Here is a 22,589-nt window from a genome sequence, read left to right as displayed (position 1 = left end):
GGTTCTTCTCCTCGGTGCGGGGCGGACGCGGTGGGGCGCCGCCCTCGAAATGCGGGTGGCCCGGGGTGTCCGGTCCGGCTCACCCCCGCTCGGCTCTTTTCTCTCCGGGCGAGGAGATCTCTGGTTCGGGCGCCGCGCTGGGCTCAGTCGTTGTACTACCCAGAGTACGCGTAACAAGCCTCCCCGGTTCCCGGGGCTCGGGCTCCCGGGCACCGTCGGCCGGCGCCCGCCAGGCATCGCGGCGTGCCTGTCGCACGGTCTCGCCCACCGAGCGCAGCGCCGACCGGGCCACGCGTCCCGCCTCGGCGGCGGCCCGCCTGGCCGGGGCCCGGATCCGGTCGCGCAGGCAATGGCCCACCGGTGTGCAGACCGTGCGGTAGGCCCAGGCCACGGGCGCCCCGACCAGATGCCGGGCCAGCCGGGCGAGGGCCCGGCCGACGGCTCGCGAGACGTACCCCGCCGCTTCCCAGGCGATGCCGAACGCGGCGGCGACCTCCCGGCCCAGCGGGGAGAGGAGGCGTCGGTGCAGCCGGCGGAGCGGCGCGACCAGCACTGTCCTGACCAGCCACTTCGTCGCGGTCCACAGGCCGGTCCCGATGGCCGTGAGTCCGCGCGCCAGCTTGTCGAGCAGCCAGGCGATGCCGTGACCGAGCGGGGTGAGCAGCACCCGGTACGCCCATTGCAGCGGCCGTACGACCAGGACCAGGAGCACCTGGCCGACGGCCCGGCGGATCCCGCGTCCGGCAGGGGCGAGCAGTACCCGGTACGCCCACCGCAGCCCGTGCCCGACCGGGGTGAGCACCGACTCGTACAGCCACACCACCGGCACCACCAGCCCGTACCGCACCCCCGGCACCAGCGCATACCGCCACAGCGCGACCCACGGCCACACGAGGACCGCGGCGGCCAGCCACCTCAGCGCACGGCCGAGCGGGACGAGCACCGGCTCGTAGAGCCGGACCAGGGCGCGGCCCAGCGGGCGCAGCAGGGTCCGGTGGGCGGCGCGGGCCGCCACCACCAGGGCGTCCCAGGCCATCCGCACGGGCAGGACGATCACCAGCACCACGATCCGGACCGGGACCCGGATCATCAGGGTCAGACGGCCCTCACCGGCTTCGTGCCCGGCCGGGGCCCGGTGTTCGCCGTAGTCCATGCCGTGAACGACGCGAAGACCCGGCCGGGAGTTTCCCGGGCCGGGCCTTCGTCACTCAGCTGTCACCCGCGGGGACGCGCCCGCGGCGGCCGGCTACTTCACGACCGTGAGCGGCAGCAGCTTCTTGCCGGTCGGGCCGATCTGGATGCTGGTGTCCATCTGCGGGCAGACGCCGCAGTCGAAGCACGGGGTCCAGCGGCAGTCCTCGACCTCGGTCTCGTCGAGCGAGTCCTGCCAGTCCTCCCAGAGCCAGTCCTTGTCGAGGCCGGAGTCCAGGTGGTCCCAGGGCAGGACCTCCTCGTAGCTCCGCTCGCGGGTGGTGTACCAGTCGACGTCCACGCCGTACTCGGGCAGCGTCTTCTCGGCGGCGGTCATCCAGCGGTCGTAGCTGAAGTGCTCGCGCCAGCCGTCGAAGCGGCCGCCGGACTCGTAGACCGCGCGGATGACGGAGCCGACGCGGCGGTCACCGCGGGAGAGCAGGCCCTCGACGATGCCGGGCTTGCCGTCGTGGTAGCGGAAGCCGATGGAGCGGCCGTACTTCTTGTCGCCGCGGATCTTGTCGCGGAGCTTGGTGAGCCGGGCGTCGGTCTCCTCGGCGCTCAGCTGCGGGGCCCACTGGAACGGGGTGTGCGGCTTGGGCACGAAGCCGCCGATGGAGACGGTGCAGCGGATGTCGTTCTGGCCGGAGACCTCGCGGCCCTTGGCGATCACGTTGACCGCCATGTCGCCGATCTGGAGGACGTCCTCGTCGGTCTCGGTGGGCAGGCCGCACATGAAGTACAGCTTCACCTGGCGCCAGCCGTTGCCGTACGCGGTGGCGACGGTACGGATGAGGTCCTCTTCCGAGACCATCTTGTTGATGACCTTGCGCATCCGCTCGGAGCCGCCCTCGGGGGCGAAGGTGAGGCCGGAGCGGCGGCCGTTGCGGGTCAGCTCGTTGGCCAGGTCCACGTTGAACGCGTCGACGCGGGTGGACGGCAGCGAGAGGCCGATCTTGTCCTCGGTGTAGCGGTCGGCGAGGCCCTTGGCGATCTCGCCGATCTCGGTGTGGTCCGCGGAGGAGAGCGAGAGCAGGCCGACCTCCTCGAAGCCGGTCGCCTTGAGACCCTTCTCGACCATCTCGCCGATGCCGGTGATGCTTCGCTCCCGCACGGGGCGCGTGATCATGCCGGCCTGGCAGAAACGGCAGCCGCGGGTGCAGCCGCGGAAGATCTCGACGGACATCCGCTCGTGGACGGTCTCGGCGAGCGGGACGAGGGGCTGCTTCGGGTACGGCCACTCGTCGAGGTCCATGACGGTGTGCTTGGAGACCCGCCACGGCACGCCCGACTTGTTGGGCACGACGCGGCCGATGCGGCCGTCCGGGAGGTACTCGACGTCGTAGAAGCCCGGGACGTAGACGCCGCCGGTCCTCGCCAGACGGAAGAGCACCTCCTCGCGGCCGCCGGGGCGGCCCTCGGCCTTCCAGGCGCGGATGATCTCGGTGATCTCCAGGACGGCCTGCTCGCCGTCGCCGATGACCGCGCAGTCGATGAACTCGGCGATCGGCTCGGGGTTGAACGCGGCGTGGCCGCCCGCGAGGACGATCGGGTCGTCGACGGTGCGGTTCCGGGCCTCCAGCGGGATGCCCGCGAGGTCCAGGGCGGTGAGCATGTTGGTGTAGCCGAGCTCGGTGGAGAAGCTCAGCCCGAAGACGTCGAACGCCTTGACCGGGCGGTGGCTGTCCACGGTGAACTGCGGGACCTTGTGCTCACGCATCAGCTCTTCGAGGTCCGGCCACACGCTGTAGGTGCGCTCGGCGAGCACGCCCTGACGCTCGTTGAGTACCTCATAGAGGATCATGACGCCCTGGTTGGGGAGCCCGACCTCGTACGCGTCCGGGTACATCAGGGCCCAGCGGACGTCGCATTCGTCCCACGGCTTGACGGTGGAGTTCAGCTCACCGCCGACGTACTGGATGGGCTTCTGCACATGCGGGAGCAGAGCTTCGAGCTGTGGGAAGACCGAATCGACAGACATCGCGAACTTTCGAGAGCCGGCAAGGGTGACCATCAAGCGTACCCCGATGCTCAGCCTTCCAGAGCCGCCCGCAACCGGGGCCGCGACGCCCGCCGCCACACCTCGGGCAGCTCCCGCTCCCGGGCGGCGGCGATCGCCTCCTCCCGCCCGTACAGCAGTCCCCAGGTGAAGGCCGGCTCCCCCGCCGCATGCGCCTGGACGGCGAGGGTGCGCAGGGTCTCGCGGGCCACCACGCTGTCCTGGTGGTCGCCGAGGAGGCTCTGGACCGCCTTCATCCGTGTGGCGAACCGCTTGGCGGGCCTCCCCAGCGCGGGCCGGGCCGCCTCCGCCGCGTACCGGACGCGTTTGGCGGCCTTGCGGGCCTCGTGCACGGCCAGATCCCGGTCGTGACCGGGCGGGAGTTCCAGGGCATGGCCGGTCCGGTCCGCGAGGCGCCCGTACTCCTTCAGCACGGCGCGGGACAGCTCCCGTCCGGGGGCGCGTGCGGCGGCGGGCAGCAGGGGCGGGGCGGCGAGCAGGGCGTCGAGGCTCTCCAGGAGGGCCAGGTACCGCTTCCCGTCGAGCACGGCGACGGTGCGGCGGCGGGAGCCGCCCCGGGTGGCCGCCGACCAGATCCGCAGTCGGCCGCGGACCGGGCCGAGGACCAGGGTGCGGGGCAGTTCCGCGAGACGGGCGCGCAGCCGGGCGTCGAGCACCTCCAGGTCGCGGCCGACGCCGAGCTCGGCGGCCAGCCATTTCAGCTCGGCGCCGACCGGGTCGGTGGCGTCGCGGTCGAGGATCTTCCGGTACGTCCGCAGCGCGCTGCGGAGCCTGCGGGTGGCGACCCGCATCTGGTGCACGGAGTCGGGGAGGTCGCGGCGCACGGCGGGGTCCAGGGCGACGATCGCCTCGGCCTGGTGGCGGATGTACGCGAGGACGTGATCGCCCGCGGTGGGCTTCCGCCGGGTCCCCTCGGCCGGGCTCTTCTTCCCCTGCTGCTGCTCCTTCTGCTGCTCCTTCTGCTGCTTCTTCTGCTGCTGCTTCTTCTGCTGCTTCGGCGCGGTCTCGGCGAGTGCCCTGGACAGCTTGGACGGGGACGCGGACGGGCGGATCCCGGCCTTGCGCAGCCGGCGCTCCACGGCGTCGAGGAAGGCGGGGTCGCCGTCGTCCGCGAGTTCCGCCTCGATCTCGGTCCAGGCGGTCCGGGCGGCCGTGGCGCCGCCGCCCGTCAGCCGTTCGGCCCGCACCCGGTCGACGCTGACCTCGGCGAGCAGGGCGCCCTCGGCGTCGAGCAGGTGGTGGACGTCGCGGGCGGAGACCAGCCGGACGACGGGGACGAGGGCGCGGTCGCGGACCCGGGAGCGCAACAGCCCCGCGAAGGAGCGCGGCAGGGTGTCGGAGAGTGGTTCTCGCAGCTCGTCCCGGATGCCGGAGGCGACCGGGAACTTGAGGTGCCAGCCGGCGTCGCTCCCGCCGGTGCGGCGGCGCAGGGTGAGGGAGTCCGCCGCGAGCCGGAGGTCCTCGGTGTCGTAGTAGACGGCGTCCAGCTCGGTGACGCCCTCGTGGGCGACGGCGAAGACCCCGGCCACCCGGCTCAGGTCCGGGAGCCGGGTTTCCGCGGTGGCTTCGTACTTCCGCTCGATCTCGCGCTTCGAGTCCGCCATGACCCGAATCTAGACGCGTTGCGCGTGAATGGGCACTGCTCCGGTACCCGCTCAGGCGCTTATCGGCCGTTGCACCCTGATCGACTGGAGCAGCCCGACGGCCACCCAGACGGCGAACATCGAGGACCCTCCGTACGACACGAACGGCAGCGGGAGCCCGGCGACCGGCATGATGCCCAGCGTCATGCCGATGTTCTCGAAGGACTGGAAGGCGAACCAGGCGATGATTCCGGCGGCGACGATCGTGCCGTACAGCTCGGTCGTCTCGCGGGCGATCCGGCAGGCCCGCCACAGCACGACGCCGAGCAGGACGAGGATCAGCCCGGCGCCGAGGAAGCCGAGCTCCTCGCCCGCGACGGTGAAGACGAAGTCGGTCTGCTGCTCGGGGACGAACTGGCCGGTGGTCTGGGTGCCCTGGAAGAGGCCGGTCCCGTAGAGGCCGCCGGAGCCGATCGCGATGCGGGCCTGGTTGGTGTTGTAGCCGACGCCCGCCGGGTCGAGCGCCGGGTTGGCGAAGGCGGCGAAGCGGGCGATCTGGTACTCGTCGAGCAGACCGAGCTGCCAGATCGCGATCGCGCCGGCCACACCCGCGCCGAGCAGTCCGGCGATCCAGCGGTTCGACGCGCCGGAGGCGAGGAGCACGCCGAGCACGATGACGACCATGACCATCACGGAGCCGAGGTCCGGCATGCCCATGACGACGGCCATCGGGACGGCCGCCAGACCGAGGGCCTTGGCGACGGTCCGGTGGTCGGGATGGAGCTGGTCGCCCGCGTCGACGCGCTCGGCGAGCAGCATCGCCATGACCAGGATGATGGTGATCTTGGTGAACTCGGACGGCTGGAGCGAGAAGCCGCCGCCGATGATGATCCAGGCGTGGGCGCCGTTGACGGTGGCGCCGAGCGGGGTGAGCACCGCGAGCACCAGAAGCACCGAGAGGCCGTAGAGGATCGGGACGGCGCCGCGCAGGGTGCGGTGGCCGAGCCAGATCGTGCCGACCATCAGGGCGAAGCCGATGCCGGTGTTGAGGGCGTGCCGGAGGAGGAAGTAGTACGGGTCGCCGTGGGTGAGCGAGTCACGTCCCCGGGTCGCCGACCAGACCAGCAGCGAGCCGATGAAGGAGAGCGCGATCGCGGAGCCGAGCAGCGGCCAGTCGAGTCTGCGTACGACGGAGTCGCGGGCGGTGAATTTGCCCCAGGCGGAGCGCTCGGGGCCGTACCCCTGGACGGAGAAGCCGGCCATCAGTCACGCCTCCCCAGCACCGCGGCGAGGGTCTGTTCCTCCGGGGTCTTCTGCGAGTCCGGGTCGTAGGGCTTGATCTGCGGGGCGTCGATCGAGCCGTCCCGCTGGATCTTCGGCAGGGACTTCTGCGGAGTGGGCAGCAGCGCCTTCTTCAGGTCCTGCTTGCCGGAGTCGTCGAGACCGTAGAGGGCGTCGTAGATGTTGCGCACGGCGGGCCCGGACGCACCGGAGCCCGTACCGCCCTGGGAGATCGTCATGACGATCGAGTAGTCCTTGGTGTACGTGGCGAACCAGGAGGTCGTCTGCTTGCCGTAGACCTCGGCGGTACCCGTCTTGGCGTGCATCGGGATCTTGTCCTGCGGCCAGCCGCCGAATCGCCAGGCGGCCGAACCACGGGTCGCGACTCCCGCGAGGGCACCGTCTATCTCGTTGCGGGTCTTGCGCGAGAAGGGCAGCTTGCCGTGCGACTCGGGCTCGATCACCTCGACACTCTTGCCGTCGCCGCTGACGATCGCCTTGCCGACGGTGGGGTCGTACAGGGTGCCGCCGTTGGAGATCGCGGCGTAGATGGTGGCCATCTGGATCGGCGTGACGAGCGTGTCGCCCTGGCCGATCGAGTAGTTGACGGAGTCACCGGCGCGCATCTTGTTGCCTTCGAGGCAGTTCTCGTACGCGATCTGCTCGACGTACGTGCCGCCCTTCTTGCCCTGCTTGCACCAGGCGTCCTTGTTCGCCTTGTAGAAGTCCTGCTTCCACTTGCGGTCGGGGACCCGGCCGCTGACCTCGTTGGGGAGGTCGATGCCGGTCTCCTTGCCGAGGCCGAACTGGTGGGCGGTCTTGTAGAACCAGTCCTTGGCGTTCTTCTTGGGGGTCATCCCGCCGTCCTTCAGCCACTCCTTGTGCGCGATGCCGTAGTACACGGTGTCGCAGGAGACTTCGAGGGCCCGGCCGATGGTGATGTCGCCGTAGCCCTGGGACTCGAAGTTCTTGAAGGTCTGCCCGCCGACGTTGTACGAGCTGGGGCAGGGGTAGTGGCCGTCGAAGGGGTAACCGGCGTTGACCGCGGCGGTCGAGGAGATGACCTTGAAGATCGAGCCGGGGGCGGCCTGGCCCTGGATGGCCCGGTTCAGCAGCGGGAAGTTGGACTTCTTGCCGGTGAGCTTGGCGTAGTCCTTGGCGGAGATGCCGCCGACCCAGGAGTTGGGGTCGTAGTTCGGCAGCGAGGCCATCGCGACGACGCGGCCGGTCTTCGCCTCCATGACGACGACGGCGCCGGAGTCGGCCTTGTAGTTCTCGCCGGTGTTCTTGTCGAAGGACTTGCGGGCCGTCTTCATGGCCTCGTTGAGCTCGTACTCGGCAACGGCCTGGACCCGGGCGTCGATGGAGGTGACGACGCTGGAGCCGGGTTCCGCCTTGTCGTTCTTCGCCTGGCCGATGACCCGGCCGAGGTTGTCGACCTCGTAGCGGGTGACCCCGGCCTTGCCGCGCAGCTCCTTGTCGTAGGTGCGCTCCAGGCCGGAGCGGCCGACCTGGTCGGAGCGGAGGTACGGCGATTCGGTGTCCTGGGCCTTGGTGATCTCCTCGTCGGTGACCGGCGAGAGGTAGCCGAGGACCTGGGCGGTGTTGGCCTTGCCGGGTTCTCCGTAGCGGCGTACGGCGGTGGGCTCGGCGGTGATGCCGGGGAAGTCCTCGGCGCGTTCGCGGATCGTGAGGGCCTGCTGGGTGGTGGCCTCGTCGGTGACCGGGATCGGCTGGTACGGCGAGCCGTTCCAGCAGGGCTGCGGCGTCTTGGAGTCGCAGAGCCGGACCTTGTCGAGGACTTCCTTGGGCTTCATGTCGAGGACGCCGGCGAGCCGGGTCAGGACGCTCTTGCCGTCGTCGTCCATCTTCATCAGCTCGGTGCGGCTCGCGGAGACGACGAGACGGGTCTCGTTGTCGGCCAGCGGCACGCCGCGCGCGTCGAGGATGGAGCCGCGGACGGCGGGCTGGACGACCTGCTGTACGTGGTTGTTCTTCGCCTCGTCGCTGTACTCCTGGCCGTTGCGGATCTGGAGGTACCAGAGGCGCCCGCCGAGGGTGAGCAGCAGGGAGAAGACGAGGACCTGGATGACGATGAGACGGATCTGGACCCGCTGGGTCCGGCCGGTCTCGGGGATGTTGGTCACGGGGCGCCCCCGGTGGTGGTCGGTCCGGAGGTACGCGCGGTGTCCCGCTCGCGGTGCGGTCTCACAGTCGCTTGACCCCCTTGATCCGTCCGGCGCGTGCCGCGCGGCTGCGGGCGGCCTTGACGCGCAGTCCGCCGCGCTGGCTGCCGATCCGCAGCCCGGTGCCGGAGGCGAGCCAGCCCGCGGCCACGTCGCCGCCGCCGGAGGAGTCCGCGAGCGGGTCGTTCACCGTGCGTCTGGCGATCGCCATGACCAGCGGTACGACGAAGGGGGCGAGGAGCAGGTCGTAGACGGCCGCCGTGAACAGCAGGCTGCCGAGGCCGACATGACGGGCCGCCGTGTCCCCGACGAGCGCGCCGACCATCGCGTACAGCAGGGTCGAGCCGATCGCCGCGGCGACGACCCCGATCATCGGGACCATCGCCGACTTCAGCTGCCCGTTCTCCGGCTTCAGCAGCCCGGCGAGGTAGCCGATGACGCAGAGGACCAGTGCGTAGCGCCCGGCGGCGTGGTCGGCGGGCGGTGCCAGGTCGGCGAGGAGCCCCGCGCCGAAGCCGATGAGGGCGCCGCTGACGTGCCCGTACACGAAGGCGAGGGCGAGGACGACGAGGAGCAGCAGGTCCGGCACGGCGCCGGGGAGCTGGAGGCGGGCGAGCACGGAGACCTGGACGACGAGAGCGACGACGACCAGGACGGTGGAGAGCAGAATCCGGTTCAGGCGCATGGGAATCAGCTCTACCTCTGCTCGTCTACCGCGTTATCAGCGTTCGGTGTGGCGCCCGGAGTGCCGTTCGGGTCCGGGCTGTTGCTGGGATCCGGGCTCTCGTGGATGTTGCCGACCACGTTCCCCTCGGTGTCGACGATGTCGCCGTTGGGCGAGATGGTGACGGTCACGGTGGGGGTGGGCTTCGGCTTGGCGGGCTTGGCCGGCTGCTTCGGCAGGACCATGTCACGGGGGTCCTCGCGCGGGGCCTGGACCACGACGCCGACGATGTCGAGCTTGGTGAAGCCGACGTACGGGCGGACGTAGACGGTACGGGTCAGGCCGCCGCCGGACGGGTCGACCCGGACGACCTCGCCGACCGGGACGCCCGGCACGAAGGGCTTGTCCTTGCTGGAGCCGAAGGTGACGAGCCGGTCGCCCTTCTTCACCTTGGCCTTGCCGTTGAGGAACTGGACGGACAGCGGCTGGGAGCCCTGGCCGGTGGCGAAGCCGAGTTCGTCGGTCTTCTCCATACGGGTGCCGACGGTGAAGTCGGGGTCGTTGGCGAGGAGCACCGTCGCGGTGTCCGGGCCGACGGTGGTGACCCGGCCGACCAGCCCGTCGCCGTTGATGACCGTCATGTCGCGCTTGATTCCGTCGTCGGAACCCGCGTCGATGGTGACCGTCCAGGAGAAGCCCTGGGCCGCTCCTATGGCGATGACCTCGGCGCCCTTGATGCCGTACTGGCCGGTGGCCGAATTCTTCAGCAGCCGGTCCAGTTCACGGACCCGGCTGCGGTTGCGGTCGTCGCTGCCGAGCTTCGTCTTGAGCGCGGCGTTCTGCTGTTCCAGCTGGGCGATCCGGTTGTGCCGTTCACCGGAGTCGCGTACCGCCCCTATGGCGTTGCCCACCGGGTCGACGGCGGCCGCGACGCCGTTCTCCACCGGCCCGAAGGCCGCTGCGGCGGCCCGCCGGGCGCCGTCCACCGGCGACTCCTCGCCTCCGCGGATGTCCACCGTGATCAAAGCGAACGCGATGGCGATCAGCAGCACCAGGAGCAGCCGGCTCTCTCGTGTGTCCCTCACGTGCGGCGGCCGTGCCTTCCTCGTCGGAATGTTCGTGCCTGTATATCAACGACCGGCCGCACGGAACGGCAGTGTTCCGTACAGCGGACCGCTGGGTTGTTCACCCGCGGGGTGGTTCACCCGCGGGGCTGTCTGCCTCGGGGGCGTTACCCGCGGGGCTGTCTGCCTGCGGGGTCGTTCACCTGCGGGGCTGGGCGTCCAGCACCTGCTGGAGCGCCTCGAACTCCTCGACGCACTTGCCGGATCCGAGCGCCACCGAGTCCAGCGGGTCCTCCGCGATGTGGATCGGCATGCCGGTCTCGCGACGCAGCCGCTCGTCCAGGCCGCGCAGCAGCGCGCCGCCGCCGGTGAGGACGATGCCGCGGTCCATGACGTCGCCGGAGAGCTCCGGCGGGCACTTGTCGAGCGTGGTCTTCACGGCGTCGACGATCGCGTTGACCGGCTCCTCGATGGCCTTGCGGACCTCGGCGGCCGAGATGACCACGGTCTTGGGCAGCCCGGAGACCAGGTCGCGGCCGCGGATCTCGGTGTGCTCGTCCTTGTCCATGTCGTACGCCGAACCGATCGTGATCTTGATCTGTTCGGCGGTGCGCTCGCCGAGGAGGAGCGAGTACTCCTTCTTGACGTGCTGGATGATCGCGTTGTCCAGTTCGTCGCCGGCGACCCGGATCGACTGGGCAGTGACGATTCCGCCCAGCGAGATGACCGCGACCTCGGTGGTGCCACCGCCGATGTCGACGACCATGTTGCCGGTGGCCTCGTGGACCGGCAACCCGGAACCGATGGCCGCGGCCATGGGCTCCTCGATGATGTGCACCTGGCGGGCACCGGCCTGCGTCGACGCCTCGATGACGGCGCGTCGCTCGACCCCGGTGATGCCGGAGGGCACGCAGACGACGACCCGGGGGCGGGCCAGGTAGCGGCGCTTGTGGATCTTCAGGATGAAGTAGCGGAGCATCCGCTCGGTGATCTCGAAGTCGGCGATCACGCCGTCCTTCAGGGGGCGCACGGCAACGATGTTGCCCGGCGTGCGCCCGATCATCTTCTTGGCCTCGGAGCCGACCGCCAGGATGCCGCCGGTGTTGGTGTTGATGGCCACGACGGACGGCTCGTTCAGGACGATGCCGCGCCCCCTGACGTACACCAGCGTGTTGGCAGTCCCGAGGTCGATAGCCATGTCACGGCCGATGAACGACATTGATTTCCCCTTGTTCCCCATTGAGGATGCGTCGGGCCTTCCGAGAAAGCGATATATGGCTTGTTCTGGACGGCGAGCTGAGCGCTGCGGGCGTGGAAGATTCCATCGTAGTGCCGTATTGACGGACACCGCGCGAGGGTCCTTCGCCATTGTGGGCGGAACGGGTGGCCGTTCCACTCATGGTGACGTTACGTCGGAGGGATGCGTTCCCGCGATCCCGGACCCTATACCGAAGGGCGACCGAATTAATTCGGTCGCCCCAGGTCGTGAGCGCTGTTCGGCTGATCGCGGATCAGACGAGTCCGGGGAAGAAGAGCTTCAGTTCCCGCTCTGCGGACTCCTCGGAGTCCGAGGCGTGGATGAGGTTTTCCCGGGTGATGGTGCCGAAGTCACCGCGGATGGATCCGGGCGCGGCGGCGATCGGGTCGGTGGGGCCGGCCAGCGTACGGACGCCCTCGATGACCCGCTCGCCCTCGGCGACCAGCGCCACGATCGGGCCGGACTGCATGAACTCGACGAGCGGCTCGTAGAACGGGCGGCCGACGTGCTCGGCGTAGTGCTGCTCCAGCGTGGCGCGGTCGAGGGTGCGCAGCTCCAGTGCGGTGATCCGCCAGTCGGCCTTGCGCTCGATCCGCCCGACGATCTCGCCGACCAGTCCGCGCCGGACCGCATCGGGCTTGAGGAGAACGAGGGTGCGCTGGGTCATGGTGTGCGGCTCCTTGCAGGCATGCGGGTGCGGTGAACCGAGGCTACAGGGGTACGGGGACGGCCCGGCGGCCGGGTTTGGCCACCGGACGACCACGTCAGCCGCCGGCCGGCGCCTCGGCGGCTTCCTGCGCCGCCGCCCAGCGGGCCTTCGCCTCGTCGATCTTGCGGCCGTAATACACCGAGGCCCACCACAGACCTGCGAAGACCACGCCGAGGATGAACATCATCGGGACGACGAAGCCACTCAGCACCAGGGCGATCTGCAGCACCCAGCCGAGCTGGATACCACCGGGGCGGGTGATCATCCCGCAGAGCAGCACGGAGAGCAGCATGCCGATGCCGCAGACCGTCCAGACCGTGGCACTGGTCAGGTCGTCGGACTTCATCGCGACGAGTCCCGCGAAGCCGATCACGAAGAACTCGCCGATCAGCGTGGATGCACAGAGCGTACGCATGGGGTCAGCGCCTTCCCAGAAGCAGCCGGGCCTCGCCGACCGTGATCACGGAACCGGTCACCAGCACCCCGGCGCCCGCGTACTCGTCCTCTTCCTCGGCGAGGGTGATCGCCGCCTCCAGCGCGTCGTCCAGGCGGGGCTCCACCTGGACGCGGTCCTCGCCGAAGACCTCGACCGCGACGGCGGCCAGTTCGTCGACGTCCATCGCGCGGCCGCTGGAGTTCTGCGTGATGACGACCTCGGCGAAGATCGGCTCGAAGGCTTCGAGGAGCCCCTTGACGTCCTTGTCGGAGCTGGTGCCGACGACACCGATCAGCCGGGAGAAGCCGAACGCCTCGGAGAGCCCGTCGGCGGTGGCGCGGGCGCCCGCCGGGTTGTGCGCCGCGTCCAGGACGACGGTGGGGCTGGAGCGGACGACTTCGAGGCGGCCCGGGGAGACCACCGAGGCGAACGCCCGGCGGACCGTTTCGTGGTCGAGCGAGCCGGGCTGCTCGGCGCCGATCCCGAAGAACGCCTCCACCGCGGCGAGCGCCACCGCCGCGTTGTGCGCCTGGTGGGCGCCGTAGAGCGGGAGGAAGATCTCCTCGTACTCGCCGCCCAGGCCGCGCAGCGTCAGCAGCTGCCCGCCGACGGCGATCTCGCGCGAGACGACGCCGAACTCCATGCCCTCGCGGGCCACCGTGGCATCGACCTCGACGGCCTTCTTCAGCATGACCTGCGCGGCGTCCACCGGCTGCTGGGCCAGGATGACCGTGGCGCCCTGCTTGATGATCCCGGCCTTCTCGTCGGCGATCTCGGCGGGCGTGGTGCCCAGCCGGTCGGTGTGGTCCAGCGAAATGGGGGTGACGACGGCGACCGAGGAGTCGATGACGTTGGTCGCGTCCCAGCTGCCGCCCATGCCGACCTCGACGACCGCGACGTCGACCGGCGCGTCGGCGAAGGCCGCGTAGGCCATGCCCGTCAGCACCTCGAAGAAGGAGAGCCGGTACGGCTGCTGGGCGTCGACCATCTCCACGTACGGCTTGATGTCCTGGTACGCCTCGATGAACCGCTCGGGGTCGATCGGGGAGCCGTCCAGGCTGATCCGCTCGGTGATCGACTGGACGTGCGGCGAGGTGTAGCGGCCGGTACGCAGGTCGAAGGCGCCGAGCAGCGCCTCGATCATGCGGGCCGTGCTCGTCTTGCCGTTGGTCCCGGTGATGTGGATCGAGGGGTACGCGCGCTGCGGCTCGCCGAGCACGTCCATCAGCGCGGCGATGCGCGTGACGGAGGGCTCCAGCTTGGTCTCGCCCCAGCGTCCGGCGAGCTCCTGCTCCACGGCGCGCAGCGCCTTGTCCACCTCGGGGTCGGCGGGGCGGGCGGGGACCTCGTCGCCCTGCGGCGGTCCGGAGCGGGTGCGCAGCGTGCGGCTCCCGGCCTCGATCACCGCCAGGTCGGGGTCGCGCTGGGTCTCTTCGTCGACGATCTCCGCGAAGGTCTCGTCGGGATCGGAGTCGTCATGCCGGTCGGAAGGGCGGGGCTCACTCACGAGGCCAGTCTACGGATGGGCACGGACATCGCGCGCAGCGCCCGGTGGCGGGGACGAATGCCATGGGCCGGACAACGGCGGAAAGAGCGAAGCCCCCGCCCCCCTGGTCGGTCAGGGGGACGGGGGCTCCGTGCTCAGGTCATCAGCTCTGCGGCAGGTTCGCCAGCTGACCGGAGATCCGCTCGATGTCGGCCTCTGCCTTGGCGAGCCGGCCGCGGATCTTGTCGACCACGTTGTCCGGGGCCTTGCCGAGGAACGCCTCGTTGGAAAGCTTGCCGACCGCCTGGGCCTTCTCCTTCTCGGCGGCGCCCAGGTCCTTCGTCAGGCGCTTGCGCTCCGCCTCGACGTCGATGGTGCCGGAGAGGTCCAGCGCGACCGTGGCACCCGCGACGGGCAGCGACGCGGTGGCATGGAAGCCCTCCTCGGCGGGCTGGAGCCGCAGCAGCTGGCGGATGGCCGCCTCGTGCGGGGCGAGCGGCGTGCCGGTCAGGGTGAGCTCGGCCGGGACCTTCTGGCCGGGCTGCAGGCCCTGGTCGGAGCGGAACCGGCGGACCTCGGTGACGACCTGCTGGACGAGCGCGATCTCCTGCTCGGCCGCGTCGTCGCGGAAGCCCGAGTCCTTCGGCCAGTCGGCGATGACGACGGACTCCCGGCCGGTGAGCGCGGTCCAGAGGGTCTCCGTGACGAACGGGACGACCGGGTGCAGCAGACGCAGCATCACGTCGAGGACCTCGCCGAGGACCCGGCCCGAGACCTCGGCCGGCCGGCCGCCCGCGAAGAACGTGGTCTTGGAGAGCTCGACGTACCAGTCGAAGACCTCGTCCCAGGCGAAGTGCCGCAGCGCCTCGCTGAGCTTGGAGAACTGGAAGTCGTCGTAGTACGCGTCGACTTCGGCGACGGTCTTGCCCAGCCGGGACAGGATCCAGCGGTCGGTCACCGACATCTCGTCGGCGGACGGCAGTTCGCCCTCGATCGTCGCGCCGTTCATCAGCGCGAAGCGGGTGGCGTTCCAGATCTTGTTGGCGAACTTGGCGGAGCCCTGGACCCACTCCTCGCCGATCGGGACGTCGACGCCGGGGTTGGCGCCGCGCGCCAGCGTGAAGCGCAGCGCGTCGGAGCCGTACTTGTCCATCCAGTCCAGCGGGTTGACGACGTTGCCGAAGGACTTCGACATCTTCTTGCCGTACTCGTCGCGGACCATGCCGTGCAGGACGATGGTCTCGAACGGCGGGACGTCCTTGTTGATGTACAGGCCGAACATCATCATCCGGGCGACCCAGAAGAAGAGGATGTCGTAGCCGGTGACCAGGACGGAGTTCGGGTAGAACTTCGCGAGGCTGTCGGTCTGTTCGGGCCAGCCGAGCGTGGAGAACGGCCACAGGCCGGAGGAGAACCAGGTGTCCAGGACGTCGGTGTCCTGCGTCCAGCCCTCGCCGGTGGGGATCTCGTCGTCCGGTCCGACGCAGACGACCTCGCCGTTCGGGCCGTACCAGACGGGGATGCGGTGGCCCCACCAGAGCTGGCGCGAGATCGTCCAGTCGTGGAGGTTGTCGACCCAGTCGAAGTACCGCTTCTCCATCTCCTGCGGGTGGATCTTGACCTTGCCGTCGCGGACGGCGTCACCGGCCGCCTTGGCGAGCGGGGCGACCTTGACCCACCACTGGAGGGAGAGGCGCGGCTCGATGGTGGTCTTGCAGCGCGAGCAGTGGCCGACGGAGTGGACGTACGGACGCTTCTCGGCGACGATCCGGCCCTCGGCGCGCAGCGCGCCGACGATGGCGGAGCGGGCCTCCAGCCGGTCCAGGCCCTCGAACGGGCCGGGGACGGTGATGACCGCGCGCTCGTCCATGACCGTGAGGAACGGCAGGTCGTGGCGCTTGCCGATCTCGAAGTCGTTCGGGTCGTGGGCGGGGGTGACCTTGACGGCGCCGGTACCGAACTCCGGGTCGACGTGGTGGTCGGCGACGACGGGGATGGTGCGGTCGGTCAGCGGCAGCCTGATCTGCCGGCCGACGAGGTGCTTGTAGCGCTCGTCGTCGGGGTGGACGGCGACGGCGGTGTCACCGAGCATCGTCTCGGCGCGGGTCGTCGCGACGACGATGGTGTCGTCCCCGTCCCCGTACGTCATCGAGACCAGTTCGCCGTCGTCGTCCTGGTACTCGACCTCGATGTCCGAGATCGCGGTCAGACAGCGCGGGCACCAGTTGATGATGCGCTCGGCGCGGTAGATCAGACCGTCGTCGTACATCCGCTTGAAGATGGTCTGGACGGCGGTGGACAGGCCCTCGTCCATGGTGAAGCGCTCACGGGACCAGGCGACGCCCTCGCCGAGCCGGCGCATCTGGCCGGAGATCTGGCCGCCGGACTCGTTCTTCCACTTCCAGACGCGCTCGACGAAGCCCTCGCGGCCCAGGTCGTGGCGGGACTTGCCCTCCTTGCCGAGCTCGCGCTCGACGACGTTCTGGGTGGCGATGCCGGCATGGTCCATGCCGGGCTGGTAGAGCGCCTCGAAGCCCTGCATGCGCTTGCGGCGGACGAGGGCGTCGATCAGCGTGTGCTCGAAGGCGTGCCCGAGGTGCAGGCTGCCCGTGACGTTCGGCGGCGGGATGACGATGGAGTACGGCGGCTTCTCGCTGTGCTCGTCGGCTTCGAAGTAACCCCGTTCTACCCAGCGCTCATACAGCTTCCCCTCTACCTCGGCCGGTGCGTACTGGGTCGGCAGTTCGGGGTTGCTGGCTGGCGTCTGCTGAGTGTTCTCGGTCACGGGGGACAGTTTAGGGCCGTCGCGGTCATGCACTGAAACCCGTTTGTTCAGTAACGGTGTGACTCCCGGTGCTCCATCCGGGCGACGCTTCCGTCAGGATGTTCGGAACGCATAAGCATTCCGAACAGGGGACACCGCAGATGAGCTACAACCAGCCGGGCCCGTACGGCGGCCAGCAGCCCCAGGGCCAGCCCGGACCCTACGGTGGCCCGCCGCAGGGCCAGCCCGGACCGTACGGCCAGCAGCCGCCGCAGGGTCAGCCCGGCCCGTACGGCCAGCAGCCGGGCCCGTACGGCGGCCAGCCCCCGCAGGGCCAGCCCGGTTACGGCTACCCCCAGCAGCAGCCCCAGCAGGGCTACGGCTACCCCCAGGCCCAGCAGCCCGGCCCGTACGGCCAGCAGCCCCCCACTCCCCCGTACGGCGGCCAGCAGGCGTACGGCATGCCGATGCCCCCGGCGCAGCCGAAGAAGAAGACCGGCCTGATCATCGGAAGCGTGGTCGTGGCCGTGGCGGTCATCGCGGGCGGCGTGTACTTCCTGACGTCGGGCGGTGGCAGCGGCTCCGTGGCGGACTCCACCAAGGGGTACAAGCTGACGCCGGCGGCCTCGGTCGACGAGTACAAGAAGAAGTCGACCGGCGAGATCTCGGGACCGGCGACCGGTGACCGCAAGATCAAGGCCGAGGCCATGGGCATCAAGAACCCCCAGCAGGCGGGCGCCGACTACCAGGCCGGCGACGACGAGAATCCGCTCACTTCCAAGGTGCTCAACCTGCAGGGCACCTGGGGCGAGGTCGCCGACCCGGCCAAGGCCATCGAGGTCTCCTTCGCCAACGCCGAGGCGGCGATGAAGAAGGGCATGTCGGGCATGTCCGTCGAACTCGTCGGCAACCCCGAGTCCGTCACGCCGTCCGGATTCGAAGGCGCGCTGATGAAGTGCCAGGAGACCAAGATTTCCAACCCGAACGGCGACGGCACCGCCGCGAAGGGCCCGAAGGAATTCACGGTCCCGGTCTGCGTCTGGGCCGACTACAGCATGGTCGGCGTGGCCAACGCCGTGGACACGACGCTCGCCCTGGCCGGGAAGGGCATCTCCCTGGACGACATGGCCACCCTGACCGCCAAGCTCTACAACACGTCCCGCACCAAGGTCTGATCGGACCGCACATACGGAGAAGGGGCGCCCGGCCGGGCGCCCCTTCTCCGTATGTCTGCCGCTACGTGTCTGCCGCTACGCGGACTTCTCGTGCCGCCCGCCGTCGCCCTTGCCGATCGTCCGCGGCTCGCGCGGGACCAGCGTCGGGTTCACGTTGTCGCGGACGACGTCGGCCGTGATGACGACGCGGGCGACGTCCTTGCGGGACGGCACCTCGTACATCACGGACTGGAGGACCTCCTCCATGATGGCCCGCAGGCCACGCGCTCCGGTGCCGCGCAGGATCGCCTGGTCGGCGATGGCCTCCAGGGCCGGGCGGTCGAAGTCCAGCTCGACGCCGTCGAGTTCGAAGAGGCGCTGGTACTGCTTCACCAGCGCGTTGCGCGGCTCGACGAGGATCTGCAGCAGCGCCTCGCGGTCCAGGTTGTGGACCGAGGTCAGGACGGGCAGCCGGCCGATGAACTCCGGGATCATCCCGAACTTCACCAGGTCCTCCGGCATGACCTCCTGGAACTGGTCGCTCGCCTCGATCTCCCGCTTCGAACGGATCGTCGCGCCGAAGCCGATGCCCTTGGCTCCCGCCCGGGACTCGATGATCCGCTCCAGGCCGGAGAAGGCGCCGCCCACGATGAACAGCACGTTCGTCGTGTCGATCTGGATGAACTCCTGGTGCGGGTGCTTCCGGCCGCCCTGGGGCGGTACGGAGGCGGTGGTGCCCTCCAGGATCTTCAGCAGGGCCTGCTGGACGCCCTCGCCGGAGACATCGCGGGTGATCGACGGGTTCTCGCTCTTGCGGGCGACCTTGTCGATCTCGTCGATGTAGATGATCCCGGTCTCGGCCTTCTTGACGTCGTAGTCCGCGGCCTGGATCAGCTTCAGCAGGATGTTCTCGACGTCCTCGCCGACATAGCCGGCCTCCGTCAGCGCCGTCGCGTCGGCGATGGCGAACGGGACGTTGAGCATGCGGGCCAGCGTCTGCGCGAGCAGCGTCTTGCCGGAGCCCGTGGGGCCCAGCAGCAGGATGTTGGACTTGGCCAGCTCGATGGCGTCGTCGCGGCCCTGCGCGCCGCCGTTCTCGCCCGCCTGGACCCGCTTGTAGTGGTTGTACACAGCGACCGAGAGGGCCTTCTTCGCGGGCTCCTGCCCGACGACGTACCCCTCGAGGAACTCGTAGATCTCGCGCGGCTTGGGGAGTTCCTCCCACCGCACCTCGGAGGTCTCTGCGAGCTCCTCCTCGATGATCTCGTTACAGAGATCGATGCACTCGTCGCAGATGTACACACCGGGTCCCGCGATGAGCTTCTTCACCTGCTTCTGGCTCTTTCCGCAGAACGAGCACTTGAGCAGATCGCCGCCATCACCGATGCGTGCCACGAGGTGCTTCCCCTTCGCCTGGGAGCAGCTTGGTTCAGCGGCTCCTGGTGCCTCTATCCGACGGTACCTTGCCTGGCCCCCCGTTCGGGCCCCCCTTGGCACGGTTCACACGGCGAAGACCGGGAGAACGCGGTGTGCCAAGGGGTGAAGGCGGACGTCAGACGGCCGTGGCCGCCTGCTTGCGGGTCGACACGATCTGGTCGACGAGACCGTAGGCGAGGGCGTCCTCGGCGGTCAGGATCTTGTCGCGCTCGATGTCGTCGCGGATCTTCTCCAGCGGGGTGGTGGAGTGCTTGGCCAGCATCTCCTCCAGCTGGGTGCGCATCCGCAGGATCTCGTTGGCCGCGATCTCCAGGTCGGAGAGCTGCTCACGGCCGGTCTGCGAGGACGGCTGGTGGATCAGCACACGGGCGTTGGGCAGCGCCATCCGCTTGCCGGGCGTACCCGCGGCGAGCAGCACGGCCGCGGCGGAGGCCGCCTGGCCCATGCAGACCGTCTGGATGTCCGGCTTCACGAACTGCATCGTGTCGTAGATCGCGGTGAGCGCGGTGAACGAGCCGCCGGGGCTGTTGATGTAGATCGAGATGTCCCGGTCCGGGTCCATCGACTCCAGGCACAGCAGCTGCGCCATGACGTCGTTGGCGGAGGCGTCGTCGATCTGCACGCCGAGGAAGATCACGCGCTCCTCGAAGAGCTTCGCGTACGGGTCGTACTCACGCACGCCCTGCGAGGTGCGCTCCACGAAGCGCGGCACGATGTAGCGGTTGTCCACCTGCGGGCCGGTGTAGAGGCCGCTCGCGGAGGCGCCGGGGAAGTTGTTCATGTGGGTGTTCACCATCCTGGTGGCGTTCTGTGGCTGGGTGTCTCGGCGTACGAGAGGTGCGCGGGGCGGTGGAGCCGGATCCGGTGACCGGATCAGGCGCCGGTGCCGCCGCCGCCCGGAACGCCCGATGCGGCTGTGATGATCTCGTCGATGAGGCCGTACTCCTTGGCCTCCTCCGCGGTGTACCAGCGGTCGCGGTCGCCGTCGCGGATGATCGTCTCGACGGTCTGGCCGGAGTGACGGGCGGTGATCTCCGCCATCCGCTGCTTGGTGCGCAGCAGGTACTGGGCCTGGATCTTGATGTCCGAGGCCGTGCCGCCGATGCCGGCCGAACCCTGGTGCATGAGGATGTCGGTGTTCGGGAGGGCGAAGCGCTTGCCCGGGGTGCCGCCGGTGAGCAGGAACTGGCCCATCGAGGCCGCCATGCCCATACCGATGGTGACGACGTCGTTCGGGATGTACTGCATGGTGTCGTAGACCGCCATGCCGGCCGTCACCGAACCGCCGGGGCTGTTGATGTAGAGGTAGATGTCCTTCTCGGGCTCCGCGGCGAGAAGAAGCAGCTGCGCGGTGATCTTGTTGGCGATCTCATCGTCGACCTGCTGACCGAGGAAGATGATGCGCTCGCCGAGCAGCCGGCTGTAGACCTGGTCACCGAGGCCTCCACCGAGGGACGGCTCTCCGGCGGCGTAGGGCATCAGATTCGTCACGTATCCACCTGCTCGTCTCTGACGGCTCCGGCCGTCTCAGCGTCTTCGTACCGGGTGGGCGGGGACTCCCCAGCCCTTCCTATTCATGGACCCTAACGCGCAGGTAGGACAACGCCATCCCGCTTCCGCAACTGTTCGCTGGGAGCGCAAGCTCCGCAGTCCGCACAAGGGTTGTGGGGCACCGTACGCCATACGGCGACGGGCTCCGGACGCGCATGCGTCCGGAGCCCGTCGTTCGGGTTCAGCGCGAGGCTCAGGCCTCGTTCTTCTCCTCGGCGGCGTCGGCCGCGGCCTCGGTGGTGCCCTCGGCGGCCTCGACTGCCTCGATGGCCTCCTCCGCCAGGTCCTCGTCGTCCTCCAGGTCGACGACCTCACCGTTGGTGTCGACGACCTTGGCGGCCTCGACGACCACGGCCAGCGCCTTGCCGCGGGCGACCTCGCCGACGAGCATCGGCACCTGGCCGCCCTCGACGACGGCCTGGGCGAACTGGTCGGGGCTCATGCCGGAGGAAGCAGCGCGCCGCATGAGGTGCTCGGTGAGCTCCTCCTGGTTGACGTTCAGCTTCTCCTTGTTGACGATCTCGTCCAGGATGAACTGGGTCTTGATGCCCTTGATCGCCTGCTCGGAGGTCTCGGCGTCGAACTCCTCGACCGTCTTGCCCTGGATCTCCAGGTACTTGTCGAGGGTCAGACCCATCTGACCGAGCTGGTGGTGCTCCAGGTTGTGCTTGCGGGTCTGGACCTCGTCCGCGAGCAGCTTCTCCGGGATCGGGACCTCGGCGAGCTTGAGCAGCTCGTCCAGGACACGCTCCTGGGCCTGGGTGGCCTGGTCGTACTGCTTGGTGTTCTCCAGGCGCTTGCGGCTGTCCGCCTTCAGCTCGTCCAGGGTGTCGAACTCGCTCGCCATCTGGGCGAACTCGTCGTCCAGCTCGGGGAGCTCACGGGCGGCGACGGTGGCGACCTTGACGGTGACCTCGGCCTCCTTGCCCTCGGCGGAGCCGCCCTTCAGCTCGGAGGTGAAGGTGGCCTCGCCACCCGCCTCCAGGCCGGTGACGGCGGCGTCGATGCCGTCGAGGAGCTCTCCGGAACCGATGGTGTACGAGACACCCTCGGCCACGCCGTCCTCCAGGACCTCGCCGTCGACCTTGGCCTGCAGGTCGATCGTCACGACGTCGCCCTCGGCGGCGGCGCGCTCGACCGGGTTGGTGGAGGCGAAGCGCTCGCGGAGCTGCTCCACGGCCTTCTCGACGTCCTCGTCGCTGACCTCGAGGGCGTCGACGGTGACCTCGATGCCGGAGTAGTCCGGAATCTCGATCTCGGGGCGTACGTCAACCTCGGCGGTGAAGGCCAGCAGCTCGCCGTCCTTCAGCTCGGTGATGTCGACCTCGGGCTGACCGAGGACGTTGAGCTCACCCTCGTTGACGGCCTCGGTGTAGAACTTCGGGAGGGCGTCGTTGACGGCCTCCTCCAGCACCGCACCGCGGCCGAAGCGCTGGTCGATGACCCGGGCAGGGATCTTGCCCTTGCGGAAGCCCTTCACCGTGACCTGCTGGTTGATCTTCTTGTACGCCGCGTCGAGGCTGTCCTTGAGCTCCTCGAAGGGCACCTCGACAGTGAGCCGAACCCGGGTCGGGTTCAGGGTCTCCACGGCGCTCTTCACGGTTCGGTCTCCTTGTGGCTGACTTCTTGGGGTTCTGCTCCACCGCACTGGAAGCGGCTTCGCGGACCGAGCCCGGTACATCAGACACACGGGCACGCATTTTGCATAGTAACGGCAAGGAGTCGGACTCCCACAATGCGATCTTGCCCGTGGTCTGCGATCTTGCGGGTGGCCCCGGGCCCTGCTCGTGTGGTCCTGGATCTTG

17 protein-coding genes are annotated in these 22,589 nt (G+C 69.4%); 1 reads left to right on the top strand and 16 read right to left on the bottom strand.

Features of this window, described 5'->3' with window-relative positions:
• Positions 1–79: 79 nt before the first annotated feature.
• From ACFYY1_RS01960 to ACFYY1_RS01905, 12 genes are all read right to left on the bottom strand, one after another.
• Positions 80–1,153, bottom strand: a complete 1,074-nt coding sequence (locus ACFYY1_RS01960) for a hypothetical protein (RefSeq protein ID WP_388579540.1) — start codon at positions 1,151–1,153, stop codon at positions 80–82.
• A gap of 93 nt (positions 1,154–1,246) precedes the next feature.
• A complete protein-coding gene (locus ACFYY1_RS01955; RefSeq protein WP_383710116.1) occupies positions 1,247–3,172 on the bottom strand; it encodes a TIGR03960 family B12-binding radical SAM protein in 1,926 nt (641 codons plus the stop codon).
• Positions 3,173–3,222: 50 nt separating this feature from the next.
• Positions 3,223–4,815 (bottom strand): CHAD domain-containing protein, encoded by a 1,593-nt coding sequence (locus ACFYY1_RS01950; protein ID WP_388579537.1) that lies wholly within the window; start codon positions 4,813–4,815, stop codon positions 3,223–3,225.
• Positions 4,816–4,866: 51 nt separating this feature from the next.
• Positions 4,867–6,057: a rod shape-determining protein RodA gene (rodA, locus tag ACFYY1_RS01945; RefSeq protein ID WP_388579534.1), complete on the bottom strand. Its 1,191-nt coding sequence runs from the start codon at positions 6,055–6,057 to the stop codon at positions 4,867–4,869.
• Positions 6,057–8,222, bottom strand: coding sequence for a penicillin-binding protein 2 (gene mrdA, locus ACFYY1_RS01940; protein WP_388579531.1), 2,166 nt, complete (start codon positions 8,220–8,222; stop codon positions 6,057–6,059). Before mrdA ends, rodA begins: the two co-directional genes overlap by 1 nt.
• Positions 8,223–8,283: 61 nt before the next feature.
• The gene (gene mreD, locus ACFYY1_RS01935; protein WP_388579528.1) at positions 8,284–8,946 is read right to left on the bottom strand and encodes a rod shape-determining protein MreD; all 663 of its coding nucleotides are present in this window, start codon (positions 8,944–8,946) and stop codon (positions 8,284–8,286) included.
• Between the two features lie 11 nt (positions 8,947–8,957).
• Entirely contained in the window at positions 8,958–10,010 is a 1,053-nt protein-coding gene (gene mreC / locus ACFYY1_RS01930) for a rod shape-determining protein MreC (RefSeq protein ID WP_388579525.1), read from the bottom strand.
• Positions 10,011–10,188: 178 nt separating this feature from the next.
• Positions 10,189–11,208, bottom strand: coding sequence for a rod shape-determining protein (locus ACFYY1_RS01925; RefSeq protein WP_124717728.1), 1,020 nt, complete (start codon positions 11,206–11,208; stop codon positions 10,189–10,191).
• A gap of 292 nt (positions 11,209–11,500) precedes the next feature.
• Positions 11,501–11,914 carry a nucleoside-diphosphate kinase gene (ndk, locus tag ACFYY1_RS01920; RefSeq protein WP_388579522.1) on the bottom strand — a complete coding sequence of 138 codons (414 nt, stop codon included), beginning with the start codon at positions 11,912–11,914 and terminating at the stop codon, positions 11,501–11,503.
• A 97-nt stretch (positions 11,915–12,011) separates the two neighbouring features.
• Positions 12,012–12,371 carry a DUF4233 domain-containing protein gene (locus tag ACFYY1_RS01915; RefSeq protein ID WP_388579519.1) on the bottom strand — a complete coding sequence of 120 codons (360 nt, stop codon included), beginning with the start codon at positions 12,369–12,371 and terminating at the stop codon, positions 12,012–12,014.
• A gap of 4 nt (positions 12,372–12,375) precedes the next feature.
• Entirely contained in the window at positions 12,376–13,899 is a 1,524-nt protein-coding gene (locus tag ACFYY1_RS01910) for a bifunctional folylpolyglutamate synthase/dihydrofolate synthase (protein WP_388579517.1), read from the bottom strand.
• A 142-nt stretch (positions 13,900–14,041) separates the two neighbouring features.
• Entirely contained in the window at positions 14,042–16,663 is a 2,622-nt protein-coding gene (locus tag ACFYY1_RS01905) for a valine--tRNA ligase (RefSeq protein ID WP_388579514.1), read from the bottom strand.
• Positions 16,664–16,803: 140 nt separating this feature from the next.
• On the opposite strand from ACFYY1_RS01905, the gene ACFYY1_RS01900 reads away from it, so the two are divergent.
• Complete coding sequence (locus ACFYY1_RS01900; protein WP_388579511.1) at positions 16,804–17,817, top strand: hypothetical protein; 1,014 nt, start codon at positions 16,804–16,806, stop codon at positions 17,815–17,817.
• Between the two features lie 75 nt (positions 17,818–17,892).
• Here ACFYY1_RS01900 and clpX read toward each other — a convergent pair whose 3' ends face one another.
• From clpX to tig, 4 genes are all read right to left on the bottom strand, one after another.
• Positions 17,893–19,191, bottom strand: coding sequence for an ATP-dependent Clp protease ATP-binding subunit ClpX (gene clpX, locus ACFYY1_RS01895; protein WP_189541480.1), 1,299 nt, complete (start codon positions 19,189–19,191; stop codon positions 17,893–17,895).
• Between the two features lie 157 nt (positions 19,192–19,348).
• A complete protein-coding gene (locus ACFYY1_RS01890; protein ID WP_351078414.1) occupies positions 19,349–20,029 on the bottom strand; it encodes an ATP-dependent Clp protease proteolytic subunit in 681 nt (226 codons plus the stop codon).
• 77 nt (positions 20,030–20,106) lie between these two features.
• Positions 20,107–20,712: an ATP-dependent Clp protease proteolytic subunit gene (locus tag ACFYY1_RS01885; RefSeq protein ID WP_388581422.1), complete on the bottom strand. Its 606-nt coding sequence runs from the start codon at positions 20,710–20,712 to the stop codon at positions 20,107–20,109.
• 265 nt (positions 20,713–20,977) lie between these two features.
• Positions 20,978–22,384, bottom strand: coding sequence for a trigger factor (gene tig / locus ACFYY1_RS01880; RefSeq protein ID WP_388579506.1), 1,407 nt, complete (start codon positions 22,382–22,384; stop codon positions 20,978–20,980).
• Positions 22,385–22,589 lie beyond the last annotated feature (205 nt).

Origin of the sequence: Streptomyces sp. NPDC001890, assembly GCF_042891445.1 — a bacterium.
Classification (GTDB): domain Bacteria; phylum Actinomycetota; class Actinomycetes; order Streptomycetales; family Streptomycetaceae; genus Streptomyces.
This window is presented reverse-complemented; position numbering and strand designations above follow the sequence as displayed.